Source organism: Janthinobacterium sp. 78, from assembly GCF_003096775.1.
GTDB classification, from domain to species: Bacteria; Pseudomonadota; Gammaproteobacteria; order Burkholderiales; family Burkholderiaceae_D; genus Janthinobacterium; species Janthinobacterium tructae.
Genome location: NZ_QENT01000001.1, coordinates 4,212,855 through 4,225,027 on the forward strand (window position 1 = coordinate 4,212,855; position 12,173 = coordinate 4,225,027).

At 64.4% G+C, this 12,173-nt stretch carries 8 protein-coding genes; 4 read left to right on the plus strand and 4 right to left on the minus strand.

Annotated features, from left to right (window positions below; translation table 11 throughout):
• Positions 1–11: 11 nt before the first annotated feature.
• Complete coding sequence (locus tag C8C92_RS18450; RefSeq protein WP_165829488.1) at positions 12–2,327, minus strand: SUMF1/EgtB/PvdO family nonheme iron enzyme; 2,316 nt, start codon at positions 2,325–2,327, stop codon at positions 12–14.
• 19 nt (positions 2,328–2,346) lie between these two features.
• Entirely contained in the window at positions 2,347–4,662 is a 2,316-nt protein-coding gene (locus tag C8C92_RS18455) for a hypothetical protein (RefSeq protein WP_116744895.1), read from the minus strand.
• 321 nt (positions 4,663–4,983) lie between these two features.
• Between C8C92_RS18455 and C8C92_RS18460 the strand changes: the two genes are divergently transcribed.
• The 3 genes from C8C92_RS18460 (at position 4,984) to C8C92_RS18470 (ending at position 7,251) form a co-directional block, all read left to right on the plus strand.
• Positions 4,984–5,220: a hypothetical protein gene (locus C8C92_RS18460; protein ID WP_116744896.1), complete on the plus strand. Its 237-nt coding sequence runs from the start codon at positions 4,984–4,986 to the stop codon at positions 5,218–5,220.
• A 187-nt stretch (positions 5,221–5,407) separates the two neighbouring features.
• Positions 5,408–6,106, plus strand: coding sequence for a YXWGXW repeat-containing protein (locus C8C92_RS27835; protein ID WP_243420276.1), 699 nt, complete (start codon positions 5,408–5,410; stop codon positions 6,104–6,106).
• Positions 6,107–6,222: 116 nt separating this feature from the next.
• Positions 6,223–7,251, plus strand: a complete 1,029-nt coding sequence (locus C8C92_RS18470; RefSeq protein ID WP_180287907.1) for a transporter — start codon at positions 6,223–6,225, stop codon at positions 7,249–7,251.
• A gap of 63 nt (positions 7,252–7,314) precedes the next feature.
• Here C8C92_RS18470 and rnk read toward each other — a convergent pair whose 3' ends face one another.
• Positions 7,315–7,722: a nucleoside diphosphate kinase regulator gene (rnk, locus tag C8C92_RS18475; RefSeq protein ID WP_162835757.1), complete on the minus strand. Its 408-nt coding sequence runs from the start codon at positions 7,720–7,722 to the stop codon at positions 7,315–7,317.
• A gap of 590 nt (positions 7,723–8,312) precedes the next feature.
• Between rnk and C8C92_RS18480 the strand changes: the two genes are divergently transcribed.
• Positions 8,313–10,205: an EAL domain-containing protein gene (locus C8C92_RS18480; RefSeq protein ID WP_099763286.1), complete on the plus strand. Its 1,893-nt coding sequence runs from the start codon at positions 8,313–8,315 to the stop codon at positions 10,203–10,205.
• A 151-nt stretch (positions 10,206–10,356) separates the two neighbouring features.
• Here C8C92_RS18480 and C8C92_RS18485 read toward each other — a convergent pair whose 3' ends face one another.
• Positions 10,357–12,033, minus strand: coding sequence for a peptide chain release factor 3 (locus C8C92_RS18485; RefSeq protein ID WP_096238552.1), 1,677 nt, complete (start codon positions 12,031–12,033; stop codon positions 10,357–10,359).
• Positions 12,034–12,173 lie beyond the last annotated feature (140 nt).

A 12,173-nucleotide genomic window follows, 5' to 3' on the forward strand; every position in this document is an offset into this window, starting at 1 on the left:
TTAACAATAAATTAATCGAGCGTGCGCGCCACCCTGAAACCGACGATGTCGTTCGACAGCACGGTGGAAAAAGCGTTGCGCAGGGCCGAGCGCAGATAGCGCGGGTGATACAGCCAGGAGCCGCCGCGCAGGATGCGCCGGCTGCTGTCGCTGCCCTCTTCCCACGCGCTGCCGTCGACTGGCGCGCCGTCGTAATTGTCGTGCACCACGTCCTGCACCCATTCCCACACATTGCCATGCATGTCGAACAAGCCCCAGGAATTCGGCGCGAAGCTGCCCAGCGGCGTGGTGCCGCCCCGGTACACGCCGCGCGGGCCGCCGTTGTAGACATACAGGCCGTCGTAATTGGCTTGCTCGGTGCTGATCGTGTCGCCCACGTTGAAGGCCGTGCGCGTGCCGGCGCGGCAGGCGTATTCCCATTCCGCTTCGCTGGGCAGGCGGTACTGCCGCCCGGTGCGCTCGCTGAGCCAGGCCAGGTACAGCTGCGCATCATTCCAGCTCACGCCGACCACCGGGTGCAGATCGGTTTGCACGAAACCGGGATTGTCCCAGTCCGTCTCGGAACCTCCCCCCCAGCCGGTCGCCTTGACGAAGGCGCGCCATTCGCCCACGCTGACGGGGTGGCGCGCCAGCGCGAACGGGCGCTCGATGCCGACCCAGTGCTGCGGCGTCTCGCGTTCCAGCCAGGCCTGCAGCGAGCCGGCCTGGATGGCGGCCTTGTGCTCCGCCTCGTGCGCGCCCATCTGGAAGCGGCCGCTGGGAATGAGCACCAGTTCCGGGCCCTGCCCCGCGCCATCGAGGAAATCGTCGCGCAAGATGCCTTCGGCATTGGCCACCGCTTGCACATGTTCCGATTCCGCTGCTGGCGCCGGCGCGGATGCCGGCGCAGGGACCGACGCGGCGGCGCGGCTGGCCTCTGCGCGACGCGCGCGTTCCTGCTCGGCGCGATAGGCCGCCTCCGCCTTGGCGACGATGGCCTTGCGCTGCAATTCCTGATGCTCCTGCAAGGCCGTGGCGGCGTCGGCTTCGCGGCGCGCGCGCAACTGGCCGCGCAGCGCTTCCTTGCGCAGCTTGCGCGCCTCTTCCGCTTCGAAATGGCGCTGCGCCTCCTGTTCGCGGCGCAGTTTGTCCTGCCGCTGCTTTTCCAGTGCGGCGGCATGGATTTCCGCCTTGCGCCGCTGGTCCAGTTCTTCCTGGCGTATCCGGGCCCGCTTGATCTCTTCCTCGCGCGCCTGTTCGGCGGCCAGCGCCGCCTGCCGTTGTTGCTGCGCCGTGCGCGCCTGCTGCTGGCGCGCCTGTTCCGCCAGTTCTTCGGGCGACGGCCCGGCAGCACGCTCCAGATTTTCCAGCAAGGCTTGCACCGATAGCGGCCGCAATTCCGCCGTCAGCGAAAAACCGTTCTGCAGCACTTGCCACTGCGCCGCATTGAGCGCTTGCGGGGTTGATGGCAAATGGCTGGCGCTGCGCGCATCGTCGAAAGGCATGCGCCCTTCGAGCATCTGGTAAATCATCACGGCCACCGCATACACGTCCAGGCGCGGGCTAGGCTGGCGCTGGTTGGCGCCGGCCTCGGGCGCCCGGTAGCCGTGCGTGCCCGCGTTCGGCATGTCCAGCGCCAGGCTGCTGTCCGCATTGCGCACGCGCGTGGCGATGCCGTAATCGAGCAATTTGATATCGCCCTTCGCCGTCAGGAAGACATTGCCCGGCTTGATGTCGCGGTGCACCAGCTTGTGCTTTTCCCACGCATACGACAGGGCCTCGGCCACCGGCTGCAGCAATTCCTGCACCCTGGAGAGCGGCAGCGCGCCCTGGCGGCCCAGGTAGTGTTCGAGGTCTTCGCCATCGAGGCATTCCATGATGATGAAATAGCTGGCCGTGGCAGGATCTTGCGCCCACTCGTAGACGCGCACGATGTTTTCATGCGCGAGTTTGCGCGCCTGGGTCGCTTCCTCGATCAGCAGCTTGGCGTGCGTGGCGCTTTGCGTCAACTGCGGCGGCAAGATCTTCAGCGCCACCATTTCGCTGCTGCCCAGCTCCGCGTGCGTGGCCAGGTCGGTGGCTTGCCACACCTGCCCCATGCCGCCCGTGCCGATCAGCCGTTCGAGCCGGTAGCGGCGGTTTTGCGGGCCGATTTCCTGGCCCGTCATGAAGCCCAGCTCCGTGCCCTGGCGCACCGGCAGCGGCGCGGCCACAGGTGCGGCGCCGGGCGGCGCGTACTCGGCGTCGAGGATGGCATTCTTGCGGCGCTCAAATTCCTGCTCGCTGAGCAGCCCGTCGTCATGGAGGGCGCGCAGTTCCCGCAGTTTGTCTCGTGCTTTTTGCATCATCTGGGGTGAAACGCTTCCATCAAGGCTGCAGGGCGACGCCGCAGGCGGCGCAGAATTTATCTTCCGGATGGCCCGCGCGCTGCGCATGGCCGTTCTTGCAGCGGGCCGGCGCGGCAGAGGCCGCGCCTGGCTGCAGCGCCTGCGCCACGGCCACACCCAGCTGCGCCTGCGCCGACAGGCCATGCGCGTGCGCCGCGTTCTGCAAATTGATCAGGTCGAGCTGCTGGCGCCGTTCGCGTTCCGCCTGGCCTTCCAGGTAGCTGCGCTCCTGCGCCACGCTATCCTGCGCCATGCGCATGGCGTCCAGCGGCGCGATACTGTTTTCGGCCGCCGCCAGCGCCGCCAGCGCGTGAATCTGCTCGGCGCTCATGCCCGCCTGCAGCTGCACTTTCAGCACTTGCGCCAGCGCGCTTACATTCTGCCCGGCGGCCATGGCCAGCTTGCCCGTGTCGCTCAAGCTGCCGATTTTCTCGATGCGGTCGATATCGATGCGCGCCAGTTCTGCCGCATGCGCCTGCTGCGCCAGCAGGGCTTCGTATTCACCCTTCCAGCGCGCGTAATCGCTTTCGCGCTGCTGCGCCATGGCCAGCAAGTCGCGCTGCCATTGCGCTTCCTGTTCCAGCTGGCGCAGCTGCTGGCGCTGTTCCTCGATGGCCAGCGCGTCGAGCTGCGCCAGCTGCGTTTGCTGCTGCAGCTGGCGCGCGTGCACGCCGTCGGCCTCGATGGTGCGCAACAGCTTTTCCTGCTGCGCGATGGCGTCTTCGCGCGCGCCGCCACGCCGCAGCGCCGCGACTTTTTCCGCGATGTCCGCCGCCTGCACCTGCGCCGCTGCATCCTTGTGCGCCTCGGCGCGCAGCAATTCGCGCTGGCGCGCCAGCTGCATCTGGTCTTCCCACTCCTGCACCCGCTCCGCTTCGCGCTTGCGCGCCGCATTCGCCAGCATCAGGCCCTGCCAGGCGGCCTGGTGCTGCTCGGCCTCCAGCTGCGCCTCGCGCTGGGCCGCATCCGCCTCCGCCTGGCGCAGGCGCGCCAGCTGGGTGCGGCGGCCCGTCTCGTCGTCGATCAGCAGCGCGCTTTCGATCTGCTGCGCGATCGACTGCAAGTGCACCTGATGCGTAAAGCGCTGCTGCGCCAGCTGGATCTGTTCGCGCCCATGCAGCTGCGACAGTTCCAGCTCGCTGCGCATCTTGATGGCGGCCAGCGCGCGCACATGTTCCCAGTTCGCCGTTTCATCGGCGCGCTGTGCGCCCTTCTGCGCCAGTTCCTGTTCCAGCTCGCCCAGCGCCAGCGCGGCGCCGTGGTCGAGCGCCTGGCGCCGCGATTTCGCTTCCAGGATGCGGCCATACAGGTCGATCTGGCGTCCGCGCAGCGCCTGCAGGCGCTCCGCTTCCTGGTGGCCCAGCTCCGCTTTTTCCAGCGTCGCATCCTGCTGCAGCTCGGCGCGGCGATGCGCATGGCGCGCCGCCAGTTCTTCGCGGCGGATGCGCTGCCACTCTTCCTCGTCATACAACTGGTCGAGCTGTTTCATGCGCTCCAGGCTGTGCTGCTCCAGTTCCTGCGCCGGCAAGCCGCCCAGCCACAGGGTGCCGATGGCGGCGTCGGCGTTGCCGTCGCGCTTGTCATGGCGTAGCGCCAGCGTCTCCACGCGCGCCACGGCCAGGCCGGATGGCGCCAGCCGTTGCGTCAGCGCCGATTGCAGGCGTTCGTTCAGTTCGGGCCGCAGATCCACATTCGCATCCATCTCGCGCAGCGCGCGGCTGCCGATGAATTCCAGCGCAATCTGGCGCACGGATGGCAGCAGCAAGGCGTGCAGGTGGGCGCGCGTGACGGCACCCGGCGCGCGCATGAACTGGCGCGCGAACGCATCGGGCTGGCCCAGCGCGATATCGATACGCAAGGACGCGGCGACGTTGAGCAGTTCCGTGCTGGCCAGGCCGGGCAGGTCGAATTCGAGATGCACGGCGTCGGCGCGCGCGATCAGCACTTCGGCCGGACGCGCCGGCAGCAGCGCGGGCAGGCGCGCGAAGAAGGCGGCGCTGTCGTAGTCGCCGGCCGGTATCAAGGTGAAAGCGTCCGATTGCACGATCCAGGCGCGCGACTCGGCCGGCACCTGCAGGCGCCGCGCCGCGCCGCCGAACAGCGAGGACAGCTCGCGCACGCCGAAGAACAGGGCCAGTTGCCCATCAGCAAGATGCCATTGGTTGGCATGCAGCACCGCGTCGCTGTCGGGGGCGCCCAGCGACAAGCCGCATTGCGCGCAATAGCCGGCGGCAGCGCCGTTCTTGTGCTCGCAACGCGGGCAGCGGGCGCCGCCAAAACCAAACAATTGGAACATATGTGACTCCTGATGATATTTTTATCCACGCGACGGGGCCGCCATGCCGATTCTAGCAGGACAGCTGGCCTTGCACTTGCCGCGCGCGGCAGTGTGCAGCGTTAAATAATGCCATGCGGCAAGTGCATTCATATGCACGGATACAGGGCTAATTAGGCCTCAATTCAAGCGGTCGCCCGCCAGCCCCGGGCGCTGGCATTTCAGCGCCGTTTTTTTGCAGGCCATCCCGCCAAAACCACGGTTGGTCGCATCCGCATGGCGCGCTGGCGCGCCCTTGGCTACAGTGCATACATACCCACCCGCCACCCGAAAGGAAGCATCATGAAAACGTTGAAAAACATGGAAGCCATCTTCACCGTCGCCGTCGCCATCGCTTGCGGCGCCAGCTATGTCAGCTTCATGCAGCCATCGGTAGCCAGGACCGCCGCTGCGGCGCAAGCGAGCGCCATCCCCGTCGTGGTGGTCAGCGCCAAGCGCCTGACGGAACAGGAAAAGAAAATCTCGCTGATCGAGGAACGCCAAGCCTTGCTGGGCAACGCCACCGCCAGCACCCTGTGAGCCATCGATGCTGAGCGTATGCCGCCTGGCGCAGCGTACATAGCCACGCGCCAGGCCGCCATTTGTATCGGCCACGGATACACGGACACACAGCATTGTGTCAATTGTAATAAGTTGAATCAAAGGCGAAAAACCGCCAGCAAGCGCCTATAGTCCATTTCACGCAATCACCGAAATGGAGCACACCATGAAACCCATCGCACTCTACGCAGCAGCCATGCTTGCCATCAGCACCGCGGCCTTTTTGCCGGCGCAGGCGATGGCACAGAATCAGCTCGGCGTGAGCATTGTCGTCGGCAACGCCCCGCCTCCACCACGCTTTGAACGCGCCCCCGTGCCGCGCGCCGGCTATGTCTGGGCACCGGGTTACTGGAACTGGGACGGCCAGCGCCATGTCTGGAGCGGCGGCGAATGGCTGCGCGAACGCGGCGGCAACCAGTACCGCCGCGCCGCCTGGATACAAGAGAACAACCGCTGGCGCCTGGATCGTGGCGGCTGGGTCGCCGCGCAAATGCAGCCCGTGCGCTATGACGACATCCGCATCGCCCCGCCGCCACCGCGCCGCGAAGCCATCCCGCGCGCGCGCCACGGCTACACCTGGGCGCCCGGCCACTGGGAATGGCGCAGCCAGCGCTACGCCTGGACACCGGGTGTGTGGATCGCCGAACGCCCCGGCTATGCGTATGCGCCACCCGCCTGGAACCAGCGCGATGGCCGCTGGCAGATGGAGCAAGGCCGCTGGTCGCCACGCGGACCGAACGGCGACCGCGACCGCGACGGCATCCCCAACCGCCATGACCGCGACAATGGCAACCGCCACGACCGCGACGGCGATGGCGTACCGAACCGCGATGACCGCAGGCCCGATAATCCGCGCCGCGACTAAAATGCGGTTGTAGTCCCCACCAAGGCCACCCATCGCGGTGGCCTTGTCATTTTCCCGACACATCCGTGTATTAAAATCGCGCGACGATCAATTACACTGCGCGAGAAAGATTCACGATGGCGATGGAAACTGCCGGTTTTACCTACGGCTCGGACACCTCGGGCCTGGTCTGGGGCTTCCTGTTTGGCCGCGAAGCGCAGCCGCTGGCGCTCGACTCGGCGGCCGCACTGGCCTGGCTGGCCGATGGCGCGGCCAGGCCGGCGCAGCAATTCGTCTGGCTGCATTTCAATTTATCGCACGCGGCCAGCGAAAAATGGCTGATGACGCATACGCAGCTGGCCGACGAATTCTATGAGACGCTGCACCAGGGTTCCCGCTCGACGCGTATCGAACAGGCAGAAAACACCCTGATCGCCGTGGTCAACGATGTGGTGCACAATTTCTCGTTCGAAGCGTCCGACATTTCCACCATGTGGGCCAGTGTGGCGCAAGACCTCGTCATCACGGCGCGCCGCGCGCCGCTGCAGTCGATCGAGCGCTTGCGCCAGGCCGTCATCAAGAACCACGAGCCGATCCGCTCGTCGGTGGAACTGCTGATCCATCTGCTGCGCGATCAGGCTGACGTGCTGGTCAACATCGTGCGCGATGCCGTGGCGCGGGTCGACGATATCGAAGACCACTTGCTGGCCGGGCGCCTGGTGCCCAAGCGCGAAGACCTGGGCGCCATGCGGCGCGTGCTGGTGCGGCTGCAGCGCCTGCTGGCGCCGGAACCGGCCGCCCTGTTCCGCCTGCTGCAACGCCCGCCTTCGTGGGTGTCGGAGCTCGACAGTCTGGAATTGCGCCAGTCGACGGAGGAGTTTTCGGTGGTGCTCAGCGATATGTCATCCTTGCAGGAACGTATCAAATTACTGCAGGAAGAGATTGCCGCCAGGGTCAACGAGGAAAACAGCCGCAGCCTGTTCGTGCTGACCATCGTCACCGTGCTGGCCTTGCCGATCAATATCATCGCCGGCATGCTGGGCATGAACGTGGGGGGAATTCCGCTGGCCCAGCATCCGCAGGGCTTCTGGATCATCGTCGCCATCATCGTCACGTTCACGGTGGTGGCGGGATGGCTGGTGGTGCGCGTGCAACGCAATAGTTGACTATTGGGAACACGGCCTGGCAGGCGAACGGCAGGCGCCGTCCGCCATCACTGCTTGCCGCGCTTAGCGGTGGTATTCGCCGGCCCGTTCAGGCTGGTAAACGATTTCCTCGATTTTCACCTTCACCACGCCACCGGGCATGGGCCAGGCGATGCTGTCGCCGACGGACAAGCCCAGCAGCGCGCTGCCGACGGGCGCCAGCACGGAAATGCGGTCGGCCTGGCCTTCCACATCCTTCGGATACACGAGCGTCAGGCAGAATTCTTCCTTGTTTTCCACCGTGAAGCGCACGGTGGAATTCATCGTCACGACGGTGGGCGGTATTTCTTGCGGCTCAAGCACCTCGGCACGGCCCAGCTCATCGAGCAAGGCGGCCTTGTCCGGCGACAAGTTATTTCCCAAGGCATACAACAACGCTTCCAGTCGTTCCAGGTCTTGTGACGACAAAATAATTTTTGGTTTTTTTTCCAAGATATCCTCACTATTGATCATTAGGGCGACGTCCGGTTTTGCTGACGGCAGTTTACTTGGCCGCAGCAGACAAAATAAACAGCATCAGAACGTCCATCATCAGCGGATTATGGACGAACTCGCGGAGCAAGGCCATAGCGTTCTCGCATTCTTCATTAAAATTTATTAAAATCAATGACTTGCACTGGCCGATACGGACAAAAAGTTAATCCCTGCCGTGACGGCTGCAGGCATGCAAGTTACTCTGCATGACATTTTGTTTACCTGCAGCATGTTTTTAGGGGCAAAAACCCGCCGCTAAAAAAAGGATTAAAATTCAGATTACATTATTATTCGAAAGACACGTCCCGCCTTTTCCGCCTGACTTGTCGCCTTGCATGCGGCTACCGGCTTGCGGCATGCCCACTAAATTGCCGCGTACGCTGTACTTTCACGCCGCAAAATGACAAGATGTCGGCCTTAGCAACACTTAGCAACACGTTGAGAGTTCCGGCTCACTTCGGTTTTCATCAGACTGGAACGCAAAGTATGGCAGGGCGAGGCGGGATCACACGGGGCGGCAGCAAGCGGGGCCGGCAGGAGAAGGCGTCATGATGCTGCCATTGATGCTGCCCTCGGTGCAGTTGCGCGGTGACCGGATAGCCAGGCTGAACTTGCTGGCCGCAGCGGCCATGCTGGCCACGGCCAGCCTGCTGCTGGTCCTCTTCCAGTTGTTTTCCCTCCAGGCATCGCTCCAGCGCGACCTGCGCATCCAGGCCGACATGCTGGCGCCAGCCGCTGCCCAGGCCATGCGCCACGATGATCGCCTGGCGGCGCAACAGGTGCTCGCGCCCCTCGCCGCCGCCCCGCATGTCCGGCAAGCACTGCTCTTCAGTCCGTATGGCACGCCATTCGCCCGCTACGCGCGCAGCGCCAGCGATGCCGTGCCCGCAGCGCCGCGCAGCGGCCTGCAGATCGATTACCTGGACGGCAGCGCCGCCCTCCTGCAAAACCTGCCCGGTGGCGGCGCACTGTATCTGCGCGCCAGCCTGGCGCCGCTGTTCGGCAGCCTGGCGCAATTTGCCGCCTTCACCCTGCTGGTCTGCCTGTGTGCGTTCGGCCTGACGGTCCTGATGGTGCGCCGCACGCGCACCGCCGCCCAGCATGCGGAAAGCCATTTGCACTACCTGGCCCACGTCGACCCTGTCACGCAACTGCCGAACCGCCATGAATTCAACGGCGCCCTGGCCTACGCGCTGGCGCGCGCCGACCGCCAGGACAGCAGCGTGGGACTGCTGCTGCTGGACCTGGACAACTTCAAGGTGGTCAACGATACGCTGGGCCACCACTGCGGCGACCAGCTGCTCAAACTCGTCGCCGAGCGCCTGGTGGCGATCCTGCGCGGCACCGACATCATCTGCCGCATCGGCGGCGACGAATTCGTCGTCATCGTCGAACCGGCCGACGACGCTTCGGAAATGGCCAGCGTGGCGCGCAAGATCCTCGCCGTGCTGGCCGCGCCGTTCGCGCTGGAAGGCCACCAGCTATATGTCAGCGCCAGCATCGGCGTAAGCCTGTATCCGTTCGATGCGCAGGACGTGGCCACCCTCACGCGCAATGCCGACACGGCCATGTACCACGCCAAGCACCAGGGCAAGAACCGCTATGCCGTGTTCAAGGCCGAAATGGAATTGCGCGCCCAGCGCCGCCTGCGCATGGAGGCGAACCTGCGCCGCGCCCTGCAAAACGAGGAACTGTATCTGCACTACCAGCCGCAGATCGACTTGCGCAGCGGGCGCATCGTCGGCGTGGAAGCGCTGGTACGCTGGAACTGCCGCGAGATGGGCCAGCTGAGCCCCAGCGAATTCATCCCCGTGGCCGAGGAAAGCGGCATCATCGTCGAGCTGGGGCGCTGGGTGCTGCAAAGCGCCTGCCGCCAGGCGGCCAGCTGGTGCAAGGCCGGCCTGCTCGATTCGCTCGAACACGTGGCCGTCAACCTGTCGGCCTGCCAGGCGCGCGACCCGGGCCTGATGGACGATATCCGCGCCATCCTGCACGAGACGCAGCTGCCGCATGGCTTGCTGGAGCTGGAAATCACGGAAGGGGTATTGATGGACAATATCCACGCCAACGTGGAACTGATGCGGCGCCTGCAGGACACGGGCATCCACCTGTCGATCGACGATTTCGGCACCGGCTATTCCTCGATGTCGTACCTGAAGCGCCTGCCGATCGATCAATTGAAAATCGACCGCAGCTTCGTGCACGACCTGCCCGGCGAAGGCGAAGCCATCGTCACTGCCATCATCGCCATGGCGCACAGCCTGCATCTGAAAGTGGTGGCCGAAGGCGTGGAAACGCTGCAGCAGGTGGAGTTTTTGAGAAAAGCCGGCTGCGACAACGTGCAGGGCTTTTTCTTCGCGCGCCCGATGACGGCGGCGCAATTGACGGCATTGCTGCTGGAGCGGCGCGACTGGAGTACGCGCACCGTCATGCCGGCTTGAATTGCGCCAACGATGGTGTCGGATTACGCGGCGTGCCGCCGCTAATCCGACCTACAGCAGCACACCATGAACAGGCAGGTCGGCGTAGGTCGGCGTAGGTCGGCGTAGGTCGGATTAGCGCGCAGCGCGTAATCCGACATCACCCGCTACATCAAGCCAGCTTGGCCGAATGCTCGCGCGTCGCGTGGAACGTCAGCTTCGGCCAGCGCTCTTCCGTCAGGCGCAGGTTCACGCCCGACGTGGCCAGGTAAGCCATGTTGCCGGCCGCATCGTAGGCCACGTTGTGGCCCAGCGCGTTCTCGAAATCCTGCAGGATGCGCTTGTCGTCGCAACTGACCCAGCGCGCGCTGCTGATGCTGGTGCCTTCGAACACGGCGTCGACGCCATACTCGTTGAGCAAGCGGCTCGCCACCACCTCGAACTGCAGCACGCCGACGGCGCCCAGTACCAGTTCGCCGCCCTGCACCGGCTTGAAGACCTGTACCGCGCCCTCTTCGCCCAGCTGTTGCAAACCCTTGTGCAACTGCTTGATTTTCAAGGGATTACGGATGCGCACGGAGCGGAAGAAGTCTGGCGCGAAGTAGGGAATGCCGGTAAAGGTCAGCATCTCGCCTTCGGAAAAACTGTCGCCGATCTGCATGTTGCCATGGTTCGGCAAGCCGATGATGTCGCCCGCGTACGCTTCTTCCACCTGTTCGCGCGAGGAAGCCATGAAGGTCACCACGTTCGACACCTTGATCTCGCGCCCCAGGCGCAAATGCTTGACCTTCATGCCGCGCTCGAAACGTCCCGAGCACACGCGCAAGAAGGCGATGCGGTCGCGGTGCGCCGGATCCATGTTCGCCTGGATCTTGAAAACGAAGCCCGTAAACGGCTGCTCGGACGGCGCCACCGACCGCACGGTCGCGTCGCGCTCGCGCGGCGCCGGCGCCCAGTCGACCAGCGCCGAGAGAATCTCGCGCACGCCAAAGTTGTTGATGGCAGAACCGAAGAACACGGGCGTCTGCACGCCGGAGAGGAATTCCTCCAGGTTAAACGGATTCGATGCGCCGTGCACCAGCTCCACTTCCATGCGCAACTGGTCCATCTCGAGCGGGAACATCTCCTGCAGGCGCGGATTGTCGATGCCCTTGATGATTTCGAAGGCGCCGTCGGCTTTTTCTTCGCCGGCCTTGAACAGCATGATCTCGTCGTTCAGCAGGTGATACACGCCGCGGAAGTTCTTGCCCATGCCGATCGGCCAGGTGACGGGCGCGCACTGGATCTTCAGCACCGATTCAAGTTCGTCGAGCAGATCCAGCGGATCGCGCGTCTCGCGGTCCATCTTGTTCATGAAGGTGACGATGGGCGTATTGCGCATGCGGCAGACGGCCAGCAGCTTGATCGTCTGCGCTTCCACGCCCTTGGCCGCATCGATCACCATCAGCGCCGAGTCGACTGCCGTCAGCACGCGGTAGGTATCTTCCGAGAAGTCCTGGTGGCCCGGCGTGTCGAGCAGGTTGACGACGTGGCCGCGAAATTCAAACTGCATCACCGAGGAGGCGACGGAAATGCCGCGCTGCTTCTCGATCTCCATCCAGTCCGACGTCGCGTGGCGGCCCGACTTACGCGCCTTGACGGTACCGGCCATCTGGATCGCGCCCGAGAACAGCAGCAGTTTTTCCGTCAGCGTGGTCTTACCCGCATCCGGGTGGGAAATGATGCCGAAGGTGCGGCGGCGCGCCACTTCGCGCGCGATCACGGCAGGCGCCTTGCTGCTGGCTGACGCTGCGGCGTTGTCCGCATTGTCGCTGGAATCGGGGGTAGTGATGTCGTTCTCGTTGGCCATATTGGTGACCATAATATGGCCCTCGCAAAAAACCCTCGATTTTACAGAAGGATCGCACTTCCGTGTGAACTGCTTCACTCGGGCGGAAAGCAAAATTGCCCACTTCATCAAGGGGTCACAATCCGCAGGCAACATTGCAT

Coding starts and splice junctions, on each gene's coding strand:
- C8C92_RS18450 (WP_165829488.1), bottom strand. CDS start 2,327: ATGATGCAAAAAGCACGAGACAAACTGCGGGAACTGCGCGCCCTCCAT.
- C8C92_RS18455 (WP_116744895.1), bottom strand. CDS start 4,662: ATGTTCCAATTGTTTGGTTTTGGCGGCGCCCGCTGCCCGCGTTGCGAG.
- C8C92_RS18460 (WP_116744896.1), top strand. CDS start 4,984: ATGAAAACGTTGAAAAACATGGAAGCCATCTTCACCGTCGCCGTCGCC.
- C8C92_RS27835 (WP_243420276.1), top strand. CDS start 5,408: ATGAAACCCATCGCACTCTACGCAGCAGCCATGCTTGCCATCAGCACC.
- C8C92_RS18470 (WP_180287907.1), top strand. CDS start 6,223: ATGGCGATGGAAACTGCCGGTTTTACCTACGGCTCGGACACCTCGGGC.
- C8C92_RS18480 (WP_099763286.1), top strand. CDS start 8,313: ATGATGCTGCCATTGATGCTGCCCTCGGTGCAGTTGCGCGGTGACCGG.
- C8C92_RS18485 (WP_096238552.1), bottom strand. CDS start 12,033: ATGGCCAACGAGAACGACATCACTACCCCCGATTCCAGCGACAATGCG.